Genomic DNA, 19516 nt, shown 5'->3' on the forward strand with positions numbered 1-19516 from the left:
ATGAGACACTACAAAATTGTAGGTCATTAGTTTAAGCGAATAAATCTTTGTAGGGGAGAGTAGAAATTAATTTATTTAAGATCTTGCATGTATTCTTCAAAGTTTTGCTTATGGATCATTTCTAGGAATGCATCCCCTAATCGTTGACTTTCAGCTACAGACTGTTTCCAAAGCTCGATTCGTTTTTTTTGATCAAGCCCTTTCAGTGTGAAATCTTTGCGATCAGGAAGACGTCCTAAAGGAAGTGATCTTAAATAAGACTCAGAGGGTGAAATCAATACGGTTCGTGCTTGATATTCAGCATTAGATCTACGTTTTTTGAGGAACTTATCGAACCAACCTGGTGTTATTTGATCTGTAAAATGAGGGTAGAGGACAATCCCATTACTCGGTAAAGGTAGATCAATATGATAATCGATTAGCCCGCCATCACGATAAGCAGCGACATCTGCACCTTCGATATTTCTGACCGCCGGCATCACAAATGGAATGGATGCAGATGCCATTAACCAATCTTCTAAATTTTTTTCAGTCAACGCATAATCAAGGTGTTCGAATTCATTTTTGATGAGTGAAAGTCGTGAAGCGTTGTGTGGTTGAGCAATTGTACGTTGCATGAAGTGCCCAATTTTAGCTCTCGAAAAAGTATTGAGACCTATAATGCCAGCGACTGCGCGGGCAAGCATAAGAGGATGATCGCTTTGAAATTTTTTCGATGACTTTACTGCCAAAATAGCCAGATGGTAGTCGGGATGATCAATAATTGGATTAGTTTTACCTTGAAGGAGGGCTTTAAGCATGCCGCGACAGACGTCTCCAACTTCAATAATATTCATCTTAGGTCGAAATTCAAGATGGGTATATAAGTCTGCTAATTTGGATGTGCCTGCTTGTGCACCATGCGCTGCAATACTTGCAAAACGCCAACTCCCAATGGATGAGCCTATTAAAGTTCGCTTTTTCGGTGCTTGAGCAAAGAACTCACCAAAAACAGCTTGGTCCAATCCTTGAATTCCAATACCTTTGGGACCACCTGCTGCTCCAGGAACAAAATCAACCGCACTGGCTTGTAGACCTTGTTCTTGAATGATCTGTTTTGCTTTATAACCTACATGAATATTCAAGCAAGGTTGAGTGGTCTTGAGGATATGTGTCATAAGCAATTCAGCGACTAAAACCTATTGAAGTAGTAAGTTTTGACATGAGATAGTGAACTTATTTCACCATACGCCACATAGCAATGAAGGATGCTAACACAATTAAAATCATGGAGATGAACCATGGTGCAATCACAGCGATTGAGAGCAAAATTGCGATTACACTTCCGAAAATCCAACTACGCTTTTGCTGATGTTCCATTTGCAAGCGCAGCGTTTGAAGTTCATTCAATTGTTTAGCATGCCATGCTGACTGATTTTTTAAACCGTTAAGACTGTCAATCAGTAAAGTTGGTAAATCCTGAGCACCTAATAATAAGTCGGGAATTTTTTGTCCTAATTCTTTAATATTTTTTTGAGGATTCATTTGGGCTTTAACCCAATCCGTTAGAATTGGCTTTGCTAACTTCCAAATATCTAATTCAGGATAAAGGTCTGTACCTAAGCCTTCAACATGTACTAAGGTTTTAAGCAATAACATCAGTTGTGGTGGAATTTCTAGATGAAAACGTCGAGCGATGTCCATCACTTGGATCAATATGCCTGCGAAATCTAACTCATGCATCGGTTTCGAAACCATAGGTCCTACTGTACGACGCATTTCACGTGCTAAAGCATCTTGATCCGTGCCTGGTGGAATCCAACCTGCTTGATGCACAATCTGAATCAATTGCATGAAATCACTGTTCATGACTGCTAGCAACATACGTGCTATCGTCATTTGATCGTGCTTGGAAAGCTCGCCCATGATGGCGCAATCGAGCGCAATAAATCTTGGATTTTGCGGATTAATCGTTTCTACGAAAACATTACCCGGATGCATATCTGCATGGAAAAAATTATCGCGAAACACTTGAGTAAAGAAGATTGTTAAGCCTTTTTCTGCTAAGTCGGCACGATTCATTCCTAAACGATCAAAGGTCGCAGTATCTGAGATAGGCACACCAGTGATACGCTCTGCCACCATTACATCCGGACTATCCATATACACTTCAGGCACATACATCATACTTGAGCCAGTAAAATAATGGCGCATACGTCGTGTATTTTCGGCTTCAAGAGTCAAGTCGAGTTCATTTAAAATGATTTGACGATAATCTTGAATAATTTCTGATAGATGTAAAGCACGGGCAGCTTCTAGCCTTTTTTCTAAATAGTGACCAAGCCATTCTAAAATTTCAAAATCTTGAATAATTTGAGCACGTATATTCGGGCGAGTTACTTTCACGACAACTTCACGACCATCGTGAAGAGCAGCGGTATGTACTTGAGCAATTGAAGCAGCAGCTAGCGGCTTATCATCGAAGCGCGTAAATAATGTGGAAACATCTGCTTTAAGCGAATCTTGAATTCTTTGCTTAGCCACTCCAAAATCGAAAGGTTTAACACGATCTTGTAATAACACCAATTGTTGTAATATTTCTGGTGGAATTAGATCGCGACGCGTAGAGAGGAGCTGCCCTAATTTAATTGCGAGTGGCCCCATTTCTTCTAAAGCTTCTTTAAGCTTTAAAGGATTTTTACGTTCTCGACTAGAAAGTGCAGCAGGATGCAAACGTATAAGATTCAGCAGGGGGCGAACCTTTGCAGGAATATCTTCCGCAGGAACCAACGTGTCGAGTCTATAGTGCGCAGCTATACGCCAAAGTTCGATTAAACGTCTAATGTGCGGAATCATATATGCAATTACCTGAAATCTACGAAGGGTTAAATTTTGATTTTAAAAGCTGAATTTTTGCTTCTAGTCGATCAATATCTTGATTAAGCTGGCGAGTTCCATGGAGAAGATCGTCCATTTGCCAACGTGGTGCGAATAGTCCGGTATCTTCTTTTAAAAAGTCTTCCGCAAAAAAAAGATGAGATTGAAGTGACTTAATTAAATGTTGTGGTGCTAATTGAACCTTGCCGATTTGACTTGCAAGATTAGGTCCGATCCAATCACTCAACTGTGAAGCGAGATCTGGCTCAGCATTTTGTATAATTTTTTGAATGTCTTGCAGAAGGCGATAGTCACCTTGAACGGGAATATTGCCAATGTCATCTGCTAGAAATAGTTTGCACAGGTCGACCACATTATTAACATGCAATGTGGAATCTGCTTCAGTAATCGTGTGAGCTTGCTCCCAAGGCCGCTGTTCGAAAATAGAGGGTTGAGTGCTATGACCTGTTATTGTTGGTTCTAAACGAATTTTATTTTCATCAAAAAACACATCAACAGAAAGTTGTGGTGTATCAATCACAACACGAAGCATTTTCCCTTGTAATTGGTTAAATTGGATACGAGTAATCGCATCCAAATTAATCCAATGATGTATGGTTTTTTCAACTGCACCCAGTGCTAAGATTGACCACATGACGAAGTGCTACCTGCGGTTAGAGTTTAAAACCACGGTGAACTGCAACAATACCACCTGTTAAATTGTGATAATCGCAGTTTTGGAAGCCCGCATTTTCCATCATGCTTTTCAATGTGCGTTGGTCTGGGTGCATACGAATTGATTCAGCAAGATATTTATAGCTTTCAGCATCATTTGCCACAATTTTACCCATGATTGGTAAAGCAGTGAATGAGTACAAATCATAGAGTTTTGAGAAAGGCTCAAAGACTGGTTTTGAAAACTCTAATACAAGTAAGCGACCACCTGGTTTAAGTACACGATACATTGCTGCAAGCGCTGCATCTTTGTCTGTTACATTGCGCAGACCAAAACTGATGGTGAGTAAATCAAAACTGTTATCTTCGAAAGGCTCGAGGGTTTCAGCATTCGCCAGTACAAAATCAACGTTGGTACAACCCGCGTCGATCAGACGGTCGCGACCTACATTCAGCATGGATTCATTAATATCAGATAATACAACATGCCCAGTAGGACCAACTTCACGGCTAAATACTTTCGCTAAATCACCAGTACCACCAGCGATATCTAAAACGCGTTGCCCACGGCGAACGCCAGACATATTAATGGCAAAACGTTTCCACAAACGATGAATACCAAATGACATTAAGTCATTCATGATGTCGTATTTCGCGGCAACTGAATGGAAAACTTCAGCGACTTTTTGCGCTTTCTCTTCAGAATTTACGGTTTTATAACCGAAGTGTGTCGTTGGTCCAACGTTTCCAGTATTCGCACCACGTGGCAAATTATATTTCGGTACTGAAGAATGTACTGGCGTATCTGTCAGTTGCTCTTGTAGCGATTGTTGCTGGCCTTGAGGTGCGCCAGTTGGTAATGGATCTGTTAAAAAAGGACTCACGTTGTCTTTATTATTTGCCGGCTCAACCCGAGCATGAGGCTGTTGATTTTCATTAGACATTCGAGTCACTCCTGAACACAAATAATATTAAATCTGAATTAAACTGCATAATGACAGATTCTTCAGTTTTTTTCAGTCTAGATTATGCAATTGATATGAATAATATACAGAATTAAAGCGAAGTTTCATCCATGAAATGAGAAGATGTTCTTTTATTTTCGATATTCTGACCAGACGCTTTTACGCTTTTTCGGCTGATCAGAATCTTGGCTGATGAATTTTAATTAAGCGATTTGGAAGGGATTTTCTTTCCCTGAGTGTACATTATTTACAATGATTTGCTCTTTTTCAGTAAAATTCCGAATGAAGGTCGCAGCCGATTTCATTGGTTTCATAGCGACAAAGCCTTCACCAATAAAGTCATACATCAGCTCAAAATTATATTTGCTTGCTGCACCTTTACACATTTTAAACGCTGTGTGCATGATGAATGAACGCATGTATTTGTCCAGACTCAGACCGAGCTCATCCAACAGATTGAGTTGTTCATGGCGCGCTTGCTCTTGATCTAAAGCCACTAAAGTTTCACGCATCATTTCATCAGTAATTGGTTGGTCTTTTGGATAATGTTGGAGTAAATACTGTGCAACTTGTTCATCCAATTGCATCGCCAAGACTGCTAGTCCTACAGATTTTAACCCAGTTTTAATGGCATTTTCTGGAATGATTTTTTCAGCTTTGTGTGCGTATTTTAGTAAACGTTCGATTTGCAATGCTAGGTCATCAAATTCTGGGCCACCATAAAGACGGTTAATAAAATATTGAGCCATCGGCTTATTTTTGTCTTCAGCGAATAACTCAGCATGTGTGTGAAGTATGCGCTGTTTTAGCCAATTTTGAGCATCATTTAACCTTTGTTTAAGTGCCGGATCCTGATGATAATTGAGTTGTTTGTATTGTTCTAAAAGTTGATCTAATGCAGCAAGTTTGGACATGTTCTAGCTCAATTAAAAGGACTGAAAAAAGCATAATAGGTTGGATTGCGCTCGACTATGACTGTTGAAATCTAAAATAAAACCTTTCAGGTCAGTCATGGATGAAAAGACAATTGCAATAAATTGTACCTGAAGATTTAAGTTGATACTGTTCCTTGAGTATACTGTCGAAAATACAATAATTTTGAGTGGGCTATGTCTGAACCAAAACAACAATCTGATAAAAATACTGATCAACCCGAAGATAAGAACAAAACGTTTGATGCAGATCAGATCAATTTGGACTTAATTGAAGCACAATATGCACTCAAAGATACACGCGGTAAGAAAAATGCCAAAAGCTTAGTGGTGCTGGTAAGTGGCATTGAGTTAGCAGGTAAAGGAGAATCGGTTAAGCAATTAAGAGAATGGGTTGATCCACGATATTTGAAAGTCAAAGCTGACCCTCCTCATCTTATTCAGCCAAATATCCCATATTGGCAACCTTATGCACGTTATATTCCTGCTGAAGGGCAAATGATCGTCATGTTTGGGAATTGGTATAGTGATCTCTTAGCCACATCCTTACATGTTTCGAAACCATTTGATGAAACCATGTTCGAAAATTATTTGCAGCAAATGCAAAGTTTTGAGCAGGATTTAAAAAATAATCATGTTGATGTCGTGAAAGTTTGGTTTGATTTATCGTGGAAATCATTACAGAAGCGTTTAGATAAAATTGAACCTTCGGAGCAGCGTTGGCATAAATTGCATGGGCTGGATTGGCGCAATAAAAAACAATATGAAAATGTACAACGATTGCGTCAAAAATTTACCCAAGACTGGGTCATTATCGATTGTGAAGATGAAGTATGTCGTGATCAGCAATTCGCAGAAGTTGTATTAGCGCGACTGAAAGATTTGCCAAATCATCCTCAAAAAATGCGCCAAAAATGGCATCAAGCGGATATCCCAGAAATTTTAACGTCCCCCAATGAAGCAGCACTTGAAAAAGATCAGTATAAGGCTGAACTCAAGAAACTGACCAAGAAGGTCGCTCAAGCATTACGCGCAGAAGGACAAAAAACGGTGATCGTTTTTGAGGGGATGGATGCCGCAGGTAAAGGTGGTGCGATCAAGCGTATTGTGAAAAAGCTCGATCCAAGAGAATATGGGATTTATAACATTTCTGCGCCCGAAAAGTATGAATTGGCCCGGCCTTATCTCTGGCGTTTTTGGAATAAACTGCTTGAAGATGAAAAAATCTCGATTTTCGATCGCTCTTGGTACGGTCGTGTATTGGTGGAAAGAGTTGAAGGTTTTGCAACGGATGTAGCGTGGAAACGTGCATATGATGAGATTAATCGCTTTGAAAAAGATCTAGTAGATACGCAAACAGTCGTTATTAAGTTTTGGTTGGCCATCAGTCAAGAAGAGCAAGCCAATCGTTTCAAAGCACGAGAGGAAACACCGCATAAGCGTTTTAAAATTACGGCTGAAGATTGGCGTAATCGCAAACGTTGGGATGATTATTTATTGGCTGCAGCAGACATGCTCCACCGAACAAATACCGAAGATGCGCCGTGGTATATCATTGCTACCAATGATAAATATACTGCACGCCTTGAGATTTTGAAGGCAATTTTGAAACAATTAAAAGTAGACGCCTAGAACTGGTGAGAGGTATAAATAAAGCCCTGTAAGGGCTTTATTTATACGTCTAAGGTTTTATGTGTTAAGCGTATTTCACAACATTTGCTTGTTGTTTTTGTTGAATGCTTTTGGCAAGTTTATAGCTTTCTTCAACATGAGCCTCAGCCACTTTTTTCATGACAATATAACCCAAGCTAGCTGCAATAATTGAACCGCCCAATGGAATAAACTTAGTTACTTGCTTGGTCAACACTTTGGCTGCCATATTGTTCAGCGAAGCTTTAGCGGCAGTACGAGCCACGACTAGACCAGAAAACTCGAAACCGCGTTTGCGTAGTTCGTTCCAATGGATTTTTTTGGTTTGAGGATCAAAAACGCTGATTTGTTCAGGAGCTAAGCCAAAGCGAGCATTAATTTCTGGAATTAAAATTGACAACATACCTACGTCAATCACAACATCTAAAAAGGGCACAGGAATGACAGCAACACCTGCTGAAACATAAGAGCGTTTTTTGACGAGATCAAGACATTCATCTCGAATTTGTTCTAAATTTAAATTTGGGTCGATTGTTTCTGGAATTTTATCAATTTTCATTTATTTATCACCTAATCAAAGTCTATGGTTCTCGATCCATCACATGATGAACATAGCGCGAGATGAAAGTTTTATTAAAGTCATAAAGTAAAAGTGACATAGTCAGATTAAGATGTATAGTAATTTATGTTTATGATTTTGTTCACACAACTTCATAACGTGTTCGTTGTATGGTGAAAGGGACCTTATGGGAATTCATGTAATTCAAAGTCAGCGCATTGAAGTTTTGGTACAAGGCATCATCACGACTCAAAAGCGTCCCACGAACAACCCATTTGCAGTCCTACAGCAACAACATTTTGTGGTGCCTTCTGCGGCAATGCAAGAGTGGTTAACCCAACGGTTATCTGAGCACCAAGGCATCAGTGCAAATACATTTTTCCATCAACGTATTCGTGGCTTTCAATGGTATGCCTACCAGCAAATTTTGAGTGACAAAGATAAAGTACGTAAAGCGAATATTCCACGTCTGATTATGAAGTGGCGTATTTTCCAAGCACTCAAACCTTTTATACAGCGTGCGCATAATCAGCTTGAGGTTGAACATCCTTTATTCCCATTAATCACACGTATCTATGACAGCGCAGCACGTATTGAACAGTCAAATGAACAATATCGAAAAAAAATGAGCATGTTGTATTGGGTGTCTGATCAAGTGTCAAAATTGTTCAGCAATTACATGATTTATCGAGCAGATTGTCGCCGAGCATGTGAATATGATTGTCGTTGTCCTGAAAATTGGATTCAGGTATGGGGGCGTAATGAAGCACTCAATATTGAACAACAATTACAATATTTAAACGATCAAGCTTCCAGTTTTAAATTTTCGCAGGCACAACAATTAGAGGCTTGGCAACGTTGGTTATGGCTCAATATTTTTCATGAAGACTTTGTTGAAATGCAAAGTATTGATCATGATTTTTGGGCTGTACTTCGTGATGAACAGCAACAGAAAATAGCCCTCAAAAAACTACCACAGCAACTGATCGTTTTTACACTCTTGGATTTACCACCAAGTCAATTACAGTTTTTGCGCCGTTTGGGTCAGTACATTGATGTGTTGATTTTGCATTACAATCCCTCACAAGAATATTGGGCGGATAGTGTCGATCCGAATTGGAAAAAACAATATGACTTAAAGCTTAAAGAGCGATATATCGAAAAGTTTCAGCAAAAGCATCAAAGAAAACCAGCTGATAATGAAATTGAGCAGTTTTTTGAGAATTTTAGTCTGAGCTTTAATGGGCTGGCACGTGAGTCCAGACATCCCTTATTAACACGAATGGGCAAGCAGGCACGTGATCACTTTTCTCTGTTGTCTAACCTTTCCTCTGGTGATGAGGGGCAATGGATAGATGCTTTTGTGGATGAAGCACCGCAGCATTTACTGAGCCAATTGCAATCAGATATTTTACATTTGGTTGAACCTCAAGCTCAAAGTTATGTATTAGATCCAGCAGACGATTCAATCCACATTCATGTTTGTCATTCCACTGTACGACAGCTTGAAGTCTTAAAAGATCAATTGACCCGATGGCTTGCTCAGTCAACAGCAGAAGCACCACGCCGTCCGAGTGATATTTTAGTTCTTGCGCCTGATCTGAAACAAATTGAGCCTTTGATACGGAGTGTGTTTCCGCAAAAAAATACTGCAACAGGTGTTTATCTGCCAGTAAAGCTAGCTGGTATCACGCAGTTAGATACAGTATTGGCATGGCGTTCAGTGTTAGGGCGAATTGAACTGATACAAAGTCGATTTACCATTGATGATTTTGCTGATTGGTTGAACTTAGCAGCGACCCAAGTGAGATATTGCTTAGACATTAATGGTACTGAGCGCATCTTATTTTTGTTAAGACAAGCGGGATTTCGACGAGGTTTGGATAAACAACATCTGCAAAAAACATTGGCGGAGTATGATCAAGACTATCGGTTTAGTTTTAAGTATGCCTTAGATCGTTTGGCGCTGGGTGTGGCTGTTCCAGTTCATGCGATGTTTCAGGAGACCTTAAGTTCTCATCTAGTGGGCTCGGGTGATTTTCACTTAATCGCCACGCTCATTGAAATATATAAGCACTTTACAGAGCGTCGAGATTGGCTCACGACGATTGAAATCGAAAGTGAACAAGAGACGTCAGAGCATGTTGAATTTTGGCTCAATCGTTTAATTTTAGAAGTTAATGAGTTTGAAAGCGCTGGTGTAAGCTCGTTAGAGATGATTAAAGAGATTATTCAAAAGCAAATAAGAATGCTAACGCTGGCAAATTTCTATGAAGAACATGATCAAGCCATTCTTAAAAACATACGTTTGCCTTTGAGCTATATTCTGACTGAAATCCAAAGCACCCTTGAATCGCAACTTGATTATGCATTGCCAACTGGACAAATTACATTTAGTCAAATTGGTTTGATTCGGCCAATACCGTATAAGTTAATCGTCATGATGAATTTAGATGGGGGGAAGTTCCCAAATCGTGAGAGTCATTTACCTTTTGATTTAATGGATTTACTCAAGCCCATGATCGGTGATCGATCACGTTTAGACGATGATCAAGGTGCTTTTTTAGACGCTTTGTTATTGGCCAAAGATAATCTCTGGCTATTCTATAATGGTTTTGATGTAGCCGATGGTGAAGTACGAGATCCATCGAGTAGTGTTCAGGAATTACTCCAACATCTCGCGTGGATCATAAAAACATCAGATCAATCTTCCTCGAATCCTCTCATTGATATTGATGGCATTCAAGTTCATCAGAATTTGAGCACACTCTACACGGTACATCCTTTGCAACCCTTTGATCCTGATGGTTTTCAGCAACAGCATCAGCGCTATGAAGATGAATGGTATGCCGTGGCTTCTAACCTCAATCATCAGGATCAACGTGGTCATAGAGAGGCTTGGATTAATACCACGCTTGAATTGAATCAGGACATCATGGTCTTGGATGCTGAACAATGGATCAAAGATATTTGTTTTCCTGCGCGTCTTTATTTAAAAACCTTAGGCGTATCTAATTTAAAGGATCAGGATTTACCTGAGGTGAATGAGCCGTTGTTATTAGATGGATTGGCGCGATACTCTATTCGTGACTTTTTACAACAGCAGCCAAATGTTTCGAAGCTTCAGACTGAATTACTCAGTGACCAGCTTCCTGTCGGCAAATTACAAGAAGTCAGTTTGAAAATGAGTCTGTTAGAACATCAACAGTTATTAAAAAGGCAAATGTACTATATTGATGAGCCGACCAAAATCACTCAGCGCGTCATAGCAATAGATGATATACAGCTTCAAGTGACCGTTCCTCAAGGGAATGAGATGAGCTGGGTGAGTGTTTCAACATCCAGTGCACGCGCACAACGACGAGCACATGTATGGTTAGAATACTTACTTTGGTTAAGTTATCGAGACTTACCAGATCACCTTGCAACTGAAATGCAGCGCATCCAAATCTTTAGCGATAAAACCATCATGTGTACTGGCCTGACGACGAAACAAGCTCAGGATATGCTTTCCCAATGGATTCAGGCATATAAACAAGCTCAGATAGAGCCTCTCGTTTTACCTGCAGCATTGCTGATGAAACTTGCAGTAGATGGAAAAGCATTAGAATGGGTCACTGATGAAGAGGGTCATCAGCAGTTAAATAACTTCGATAAGCTATTAAATGAATGGAATAAAAGCGATGCCTTTCTGAGTTATAGTTTAAATGACAGTGAAGAAAGTCATTTGCACCGAGATTGGCAGTATATTTTACAGGATTTAGATGCTGAGTACCTATTAAAACAAGCGTGTGGTCAGTTTGCTTATGTCTTATATCAGCCGATATATATGTATCAATCGGAGGCTGAAATATGAGTCAAAAGCCTACAGTCTCGTATCAGCCAATTGTGGATATGCATTTCACTGGATTGCATTGGATTGAGGCTTCTGCGGGGACTGGAAAAACGTATACGCTCTCCAGCCTCATGGTCAGAATTCTATTAGAAGAATATTTACCAAAGCAGATTATTGCGACGACATTTACACGCAAAGCAGCGGCTGAATTGAAAAGTCGAATTCGTGCACGTTTAATCGAGGTACTCGGACTTTTAGAGTCATGTCGTGAGTTAACTCAAGATCAAGTTCAAGCGCGTGCAAAATTAGAATCAGATATTTTATATCAAGTGATTTTAAATCAATTTTCTGGCTTGATTGCATATGCGTGTGCACGTTTAAAACTGGTAATAGATCAGCTTGAAGAGCTCTTTGTTGGGACCTTGGATAGCTTTAGCCAAAAGCTTCTTCGTGAATTTGCATTTGAGAGCGGTAAAATTGAACGAATGCAAATCACCAATGATGCAAAACAATATACGGTTCAGTTAATTCATGATGAATTACGGGCATGGATTCAACAGCAGCCTCAATCAACTGTAGATTATTTGCTGCTTAAGAAAAAAATTAAGTCACAAGATGCTTATATCGATTTAATTGAAACGAGTTTGAATTTTTCCTCTGCTTATTTCAAAGCAGTGCCAGCGCCGACCATAGATGTAGACGCTTTCAGAACTCATGCAGAGCGCTTCATACAGATCGAGCTTGAAACGCTAGATTCATTAACAGACTTTTATGATACTGAAGGGCAGTATTATGCTGTAGTCGCAAAGAAGTGGCGCGATCAAGATAAATTAAAAATTACACTCACGCAGTTGTTGCCTGAATTCCTTGATCAAGTTAAATCCCAAGGCATTGAAGTCATTTTTGCGTCGCATCTCAGCACTCATCTTACTCAGTTGAATGAATTAAGAAAAAAAGTTCTCAATAAATGTCCCGTCGATGTTTTGGCGGCATTTGAGCAACATCCTATTATTGTTGAACTTGCTGAGTTTTTTAAACAGTTTGACAAGCTCAATCAACAACTCGAGCATTTGGAGAGTTATTTACAATATTATTTAGCACAACAAGTAAAACAACGTTTGCCAGAGTTGTTACAGCAAAAATCAGAAACCACATTTTCACAGCAAATTCGAACTTTGGCCGAAGCACTGCAGGGAGCGCAAGGTCAGGAGTTTGCAAAGTACGTTCACGCGCGTTACCCACTTATTTTAGTGGATGAGTTTCAGGATACCAACCAAGATCAAGATGATATGTTGGCGCAGATTTGGAGACATCCAAGTCGTGTGAAGCAGGGTTGTATGATTATGGTGGGAGACCGTAAGCAAGCGATCTACGGTTTCCGCGGTGGAGACATGCTCACGTTCCTAAAAGCATATCAAGATGTTGAAACTAAAGCAGGGCGTTTTTACCAACTTGTGCATAATCATCGCTCAGTGAAACCATTGGTCGAAGTCGTCGATGCTTTGTTTCAACAACAAATGGATTTTGGTGAACAAGTTGAATATACGCCTGTTACAGCAGGTACTCGATCGCATCCATTATTGATCCAATCCGGTTTAGAAAATTATGCTCCGCTTCGTTGGGTTCAAGTAAATGATAAGGAACACGAGTTAGAGCAGGTTGCTTGGAAGATACGGGATTTGCTCAATCAGGCTGCCCAAAGTCAGCTATATTTCAAAAAGCAGGGGCAACGTATTGAACTTCAGGCAGATGATATTGCGGTTTTGTCTCGTAACAATCCTGATTTAGAAAAAGTTCATCATCACTTATTGATGTTAGGCATTCCTGTGAATCGACCTTCACGAAAAAGTGTCTTCAAAAGTGGAATTGCTCGAGATGTTGGTGCAATTTTGGCAGCGATCATGAATCCATTTGATGAAGCTAAATTAAAGAGAGCTTTACTTACACGATTGATGGGTTTTAATTTACATCGCTTTTTGCAACTTCAAATTCAAGCAGATGGCTTAAGTTTATTTATCACGAAATTTGAAGAAATTCGTGAAATGTGGATGGGCCAAGGCTTTTTAACAGCATGGCAAAGTTTCCTCACAGAATTCAAAGTTTGGACAAACTTGGTTGAGCAATTCAGCTATGACAATGAACGCGAAGTGGTCAATCTGCGACACATTTCAGAGTTGTTGAGCCAAAACAGTGATGAGTTAAGAGGTATGCATACCCTTTATCATTGGTATATGCGACAGCTTTCAAATCCGATGGAAAGAGAGTGGGAAATTGAAAGACAATTGAGTAATCAAGCAGGCGTTCAACTTTTAACTATTCACCAATCTAAAGGATTGGAGTTTAAGATTGTATTCTTGCTTGGCGCAGATCGTAAACTGTCAGATCGAAGCGAACTTAACTTTTCAATTCGTGAAGTGCAGGATCATGTAACTGGAAAGTCCGTCGCACAACGTGTCGTGGCGTTAAAGCGTGAAGAATTATTGGAACCATTAGAGGTTGAGCAACATGACCAACGTGCTTTGGCAGAGCATCGACGATTATGGTATGTGGCCTTAACTCGAGCACAACACCGCGTTTATGCAATGATGAGTGATCAAAAAGGGCAATCTATTTATGGTTTGGCGTATTGGCGTGGTCATGGTGCGAACCAATTTCAGCATGCTTTCAGTTTAGATGAGCCATGTTTAGAGAAATGCCCTGAGAAAATAATCGCAAAAAAAGAACATCATACTGTTCAAATGATTGCGCAGAAATATCCTCAAGTCCATTTTTATCCTAGAGCCAAAACCAGTTTTAGTTATCTCGCACAACATTTGAGTCATCAACAAATTAAAGATCGTATGGCGGCTCAAGATATGATCGAACATCATGCGAGTGATGAGGTCAATACTGTGACGCTCGTGACTCCATATCAATTTGAGGATTTGGATCATCAACAACCTTTGAGTTGGATTCGTGCTCATTTTCCGATGGGAACAATAGCTGGAAATTTCCTACATGAAATTTTTGAACATATCGATTTTCAAGATCGCCGAGATTGGACATTAGAAATTCGCCGCCGTTTTAAAAATGCCTATTCAGGTTTATGGGAGCTATTATTCGCTAAATTTCAATCAGATTTTCCTCAACATCATGATGCCGAGCAACATCTTTTAGAAATGATGGCTGAATGGTTAGCAGAGGTTTTAGAGACACCTATTCAACCTGAATTTCGACTCAAACAATTAGTACCTGAAGCACATTTGGCTGAACTTCCATTCTATTTGGCTTTAGCAGACCGAATATTTGGTATTCAGCGTATTCAGCAATTATTTTTAGAGTTTGGGTTTAATATGCCCGAATTCAATGCTGCAAATTCAGCACGTTACCTCAATGGTTCAATTGACTTGGTTTATTATGATGGGATGCGCTATCACATTGCCGACTATAAGAGTAATTATCTCGGAAATCATGTGGAAGACTATTCAGCTCAAGCTATTCAGCTGAGCATGACGCATGCAAGTTATTGGCTACAAGCAGCCCTATATTTGGTGGCATTACATCGCTATTTAAGTATTCATATTGATGACTACAACATCGATCGAGATCTTGGTGGTGCCAGTTATTTATATTTACGTGGGATGAATGGCACTGACCAATATGGATTTAATTATTGGCGTCCTAGTTCAGAATTTATTCTAAGATTAGATGCAATATTGGGCTATTTTGCTGAGGATAAAAACAGCAAAATAGCATGAATATTTAAATGAATTTATTATTAATCATTAATTTATCTTGTGGATAATATTGATGATAAATGTGTAGATAACTATGAGGATAACTGTGTGGAAATTAATCAGAATGAAAAAGTTGATGTTCCTCAATGGGTAACAACTTGGGCTGAATATATCCTAAATCAGTATCTTTCATCAGATGATTTAAATGAACAATCCATTAACACCATTGAACAAGTTCTGATGGCATCTACTATCGGCGATAGTTGTATTGATTTGAAAGGGAATGTTATCCAAGATCTGAGTAAGCTACTCGTGAGCGCAGAGCTTGCAGAGCAACAGGTCGCGCCTTTTGTTTATGATCAGAACTATTTGTATTTATATCGCTATTGGCAATTAGAGCAGCGTTTAGCTCAACAAGTTTATCGTTTAAAGCAGCAAACGATAGTGCCTGCAGATTGCACAAAATATGAAAAATTATTAACCGATCCATTTCAAAAGCAAGCTCTGGAAATGGTATCAAGGCAAGCGCTGAGTATGATTACGGGTGGTCCAGGTACAGGGAAAACGTATACTCTAGCGCGTATTATTGCTGTATTAAATGAGTCGAATCATCAGTTAAGAATCGCAATGGCTGCACCGACAGGGAAAGCTGCACAGCGAATGAAAGAAGCATTGCAAAACTCATTAAATGACGATGCAATGCTCAATATGGGTTTGGATATTGCCCACTTAAAGCAGCAAAATACGTTAACGATTCACCGTCTTCTAGGTTTAGGGCATAGCGCTCAACCTAAATACAGTCTGAAAAAGCCATTACCCTATGATGTGGTGGTGATTGATGAAGCCTCAATGCTTGATCTCAATCTCGCGACGATGCTTTTTGAAGCGATTCCAGACCAATGTCGTTTGATCTTGTTAGGGGATGCACAGCAGTTGGCCTCGGTTGATGTGGGGATGGTATTGGCAGATTTACAACAAGTAAAAGCGCTTAAAGACCATCACGTCAATTTAGTGACCAGTAGAAGATTCAAAGCAGGTGCAAAAATCGGTGATTTGGCAAGGTTCATCCAATCACATGAATGCTCACCACAAAGCTCGAAAGTTGATGTATTGGCTAAATTTGAGAAGGAGATTTGTAGAGCGTCTGAAATCCAACAGATTAATTTAGCTGAGCTTCAAGAGGATCTTGTTCAACTAGAATATTTGAATAAAGCATATTCAGATCAAGATTTAAAAGCCTATTACCTTAAATTAAGTTCGGGGTTTACGGATTACTTTAAAGCACTCAACCTTTATGTCAGAAATGGATATCAGCAGCAGGATGTGACTGAAATTATCCAAAAATTTGATGATTATAGGATCTTAGCTGCAGTGAGACATGGACATTTGGGATTGAATCGTTTGAATGATGAAATTGAGAGGGAGCTATTTCAGTATATGAGGATATCACGACACGACCTTTGGTATATTGGTCGCCCTGTCATGATGACATATAACGATTATCAACTCGGGCTTTCTAATGGTGATATTGGGATATGTCTCAGACATCGCCAGTTTGCTGATCAATTTGAAGTATATTTTCCAAGTCTTGACCAATGGTTTCCAGCATCACGTTTACCAAAGTCAATGCAAACCTGTTATGCGCTGAGCATTCATAAGTCGCAAGGTTCTGAATTTAAACACACTGCAGTTGTATTAGATGAGTTTGCGTCACGTCTATTGAGCCAAGAATTATTGTATACCGCGATTACGAGGGCAAAAAAAGCAGTCAGTTTATTGGTGGATACTGATGCTTTATTTGAGGCAATAAATGTTAAAACAATAAGAAAAACAGGTTTGTTGAATAAATTAAACACTTTATTTATATCTAATATTTAACGATTGGTTGAAAATAGAAAACCTTTGTAGGAAATATCTTACAAGGATTCGAGAAATTGGCGCATAGAGCTTCGTACAATTTTTTGCGATGATTGCTTGCATAAAAGGTTCAACACGGAAAGTTGAGCAATATCGCATAATTACAATAATTTATAGTCGAGAGACTGCGAACTTACAATGATGTAAGTGATAAAAGAGGAAACTTACAGCCGCTAAGCCTTGTAGTTTTGGGAGAGACTACAGGGCTTTTTTATATACATATAAGATTAAATTGATTACATAATGTACGCAATTTCTTACATAAAGATCAGAAAACTGCGACTTGTGTTGCATAATGAATCTGGCAAAATAGTCGTATAAGGAAATGAAAACCTTAAGAACAAGGACCGTATTAATAATAAATGTGTGTGCAGCACTTACAATAAAAATATAAATAACAGAATCATAATTAAAATATAAGAATCTACAGCGCAAAAAAGGCCCTATGACTTGTCATAGGGCCTTTTTTAACCGTTTATCTCAATCTTAATTTTTAGGCATCTTTATACTTGTTTTGACTTAACGATTCTATTAAAGTGCGTAAAAATTATCACTTTACAAAAAAACCATGAAAAAATTCATAATTTTAATCATTTTGGTGAGTGTTGTTTTGTTTGGGTTGTATAAATGTTTTAAGCCTGCAGATCAAAATACTTCCTCAGGCACTCAGATTGATTCTCTATCTGCTTCTGAGAGTGGACAGCAAACGCCAATAGCCCTTAATGAAGATCAAGTCGAAGATTTAAACGAGTCTGAGAAGATGCCTGTTACTGATTCTCCAGATTTAGTGGATCCGAAGAGCGATTTTTCGATTAAGCCTATTGATCCAGAAACTGATCCAGCCAATCAAGTGTAATTTTTTACCCTGCGCACTAAAAACATAACAACGGAGAACAATTATGTTTAAAACTTTATCATTAAGCGCATGTTTGAGTGTTTTGATGGTCGGTACTGCAATGGCTCAAATGAGCCCTGTAGCAGCTAACGCTAAATTGAACAATCAGGCAAAACAAAAAGTGTCGAAAGGTGGTATTAATCTGTCGGCATTATTGAACAACAGTTCAAATGATCTAATCGTTGAATATCATATTGACACTAATCATTTAGAAAATAATCGCGCTCAACTTCGTGAACATCTTGCTCAAAAGAAGCAATCGATTCAATCGAACTTTAAGCGTTTAGGTGGTATTCAATTACTACGTGATTATAATGCTTTACCATTCAGTTTTCATCGCGTTCAAAAGCGTGACACGCTTGTAAGCTTATTGAATGACCCGAATGTAAAAGCTGTTTATCCAAATAATATTTCTTATACGACAGCATCTGAAAGTCTACCCTTAATTGGGCAAGTACCTGCGGCTGCGCAAGGTTATACTGGTGCAGGGACAACAATTGCTATCTTAGATACAGGTATTAATTACCGCCATTCAGACTTTGGTAATTGTACAGCACCAGGTGTACCATCATCTACTTGTAAAGTTTCGGATACTATTGAAATTGCTCGAGAAGACTATCAGTTAGATGTTAATGGGCATGGAACTAACGTTGCTGCAATTGCTTCTAAAGTTGCACCAGGTGCAAAAATTGTGATGCTCGATGTATTCACTGGCAGTACTACTAAAAATGGTGGTGGTGCATCCGATTATGACATGATTGGTGCCCTGAACTGGGTAGCGAATCGTGCTCAAAGCAAAAATATTAAATCAGTGAACTTGAGTATTGGTAATGGCAGAAGTAACTCATCTACTTGTACGTCGTCTGCACTTACACAATCTTTTGAAAACTTAAGACGCTTGGGTGTGTTACCAGTCGTTGCATCTGGCAATGATAGACATCTGAGTGGTATATCCTATCCAGCATGTACTGCGGGTGCAGTCAGTGTAGGGGCGGTTTATGATGCTAACGTAGGTTCGATTGCATTTAGCAATTGCTCTGACATTGCAACTTATAGCGACAAAGTAACGTGTTTCAGTAACTCTAGTCGTAATTTAACTTTATTGGCGCCTGGTTCACGTATTACCGCTGGCGGATATACAATGGATGGTACTTCAATGGCTGCACCTCACATTGCAGGTGCTGTTGCTGTGTTACGTGCGAATAATGCTTTCCCGAATGAATCGCTGGATCAAATTGTTGCACGTATGACGTCTACGGGAACTTTGGTTACGGATCACCGTAACTCAATTCGAACACCTCGTTTGAATTTAATTGCTGCGTTAAATGGTGCTCCATCTACTCCAGCACCACAACCCCCTGTTGTTGAGCCACCTGTAGTGACGCCAACTCCTACGCCAACACCAACTCCAGCACCACAACGTAACTGTCGTACTTTCTTATTTGTGACAATCTGCAGTGGTTAATTAATAGCTAATAGATGAAAACTTTAAAAAAAGGCATCTAAATGATGCCTT

At 39.3% G+C, this 19516-nt stretch carries 12 protein-coding genes; 6 read left to right on the plus strand and 6 right to left on the minus strand.

Going from position 1 to position 19516, the window contains the following annotated elements:
• Positions 1-71: 71 nt before the first annotated feature.
• From AC1M87_RS06430 to AC1M87_RS06450, 5 genes are all read right to left on the minus strand, one after another.
• Positions 72-1157 carry a patatin-like phospholipase domain-containing protein gene (locus AC1M87_RS06430; protein ID WP_481593255.1) on the minus strand — a complete coding sequence of 362 codons (1086 nt, stop codon included), beginning with the start codon at positions 1155-1157 and terminating at the stop codon, positions 72-74.
• Between the two features lie 58 nt (positions 1158-1215).
• Positions 1216-2835: an ABC1 kinase family protein gene (locus AC1M87_RS06435; protein WP_481593256.1), complete on the minus strand. Its 1620-nt coding sequence runs from the start codon at positions 2833-2835 to the stop codon at positions 1216-1218.
• Positions 2836-2854: 19 nt separating this feature from the next.
• A complete protein-coding gene (locus AC1M87_RS06440; protein WP_092767245.1) occupies positions 2855-3511 on the minus strand; it encodes a ubiquinone biosynthesis accessory factor UbiJ in 657 nt (218 codons plus the stop codon).
• Positions 3512-3530: 19 nt separating this feature from the next.
• Positions 3531-4475: a bifunctional demethylmenaquinone methyltransferase/2-methoxy-6-polyprenyl-1,4-benzoquinol methylase UbiE gene (gene ubiE, locus AC1M87_RS06445; RefSeq protein ID WP_481593257.1), complete on the minus strand. Its 945-nt coding sequence runs from the start codon at positions 4473-4475 to the stop codon at positions 3531-3533.
• Between the two features lie 224 nt (positions 4476-4699).
• Positions 4700-5410, minus strand: a complete 711-nt coding sequence (locus AC1M87_RS06450) for a DUF8198 family protein (protein WP_481593258.1) — start codon at positions 5408-5410, stop codon at positions 4700-4702.
• 195 nt (positions 5411-5605) lie between these two features.
• Here AC1M87_RS06450 and pap point away from each other — a divergent pair, with 195 nt between their 5' ends.
• Complete coding sequence (gene pap, locus AC1M87_RS06455) at positions 5606-7060, plus strand: polyphosphate:AMP phosphotransferase (RefSeq protein ID WP_481593259.1); 1455 nt, start codon at positions 5606-5608, stop codon at positions 7058-7060.
• Between the two features lie 64 nt (positions 7061-7124).
• Here pap and AC1M87_RS06460 read toward each other — a convergent pair whose 3' ends face one another.
• Positions 7125-7637 (minus strand): hypothetical protein, encoded by a 513-nt coding sequence (locus tag AC1M87_RS06460; RefSeq protein WP_092767239.1) that lies wholly within the window; start codon positions 7635-7637, stop codon positions 7125-7127.
• Between the two features lie 187 nt (positions 7638-7824).
• Here AC1M87_RS06460 and AC1M87_RS06465 point away from each other — a divergent pair, with 187 nt between their 5' ends.
• The 5 genes from AC1M87_RS06465 (at position 7825) to AC1M87_RS06485 (ending at position 19465) form a co-directional block, all read left to right on the plus strand.
• Entirely contained in the window at positions 7825-11493 is a 3669-nt protein-coding gene (locus AC1M87_RS06465) for an exodeoxyribonuclease V subunit gamma (RefSeq protein WP_481593260.1), read from the plus strand.
• Positions 11490-15209, plus strand: a complete 3720-nt coding sequence (locus AC1M87_RS06470) for a UvrD-helicase domain-containing protein (protein ID WP_481593261.1) — start codon at positions 11490-11492, stop codon at positions 15207-15209. The genes AC1M87_RS06465 and AC1M87_RS06470 overlap by 4 nt, the downstream gene beginning before the upstream one ends.
• An 87-nt stretch (positions 15210-15296) precedes the next feature.
• Positions 15297-17066 (plus strand): exodeoxyribonuclease V subunit alpha, encoded by a 1770-nt coding sequence (recD, locus tag AC1M87_RS06475; RefSeq protein ID WP_481593262.1) that lies wholly within the window; start codon positions 15297-15299, stop codon positions 17064-17066.
• A gap of 607 nt (positions 17067-17673) precedes the next feature.
• On the plus strand, positions 17674-17961 hold the full coding sequence (locus tag AC1M87_RS06480) for a hypothetical protein (protein WP_481593263.1): 288 nt from the start codon (positions 17674-17676) through the stop codon (positions 17959-17961).
• Between the two features lie 43 nt (positions 17962-18004).
• Positions 18005-19465 carry a S8 family peptidase gene (locus AC1M87_RS06485; protein ID WP_481593264.1) on the plus strand — a complete coding sequence of 487 codons (1461 nt, stop codon included), beginning with the start codon at positions 18005-18007 and terminating at the stop codon, positions 19463-19465.
• Positions 19466-19516 lie beyond the last annotated feature (51 nt).

It is taken from the genome of Acinetobacter sp. 24-47-62 (assembly GCF_056779765.1).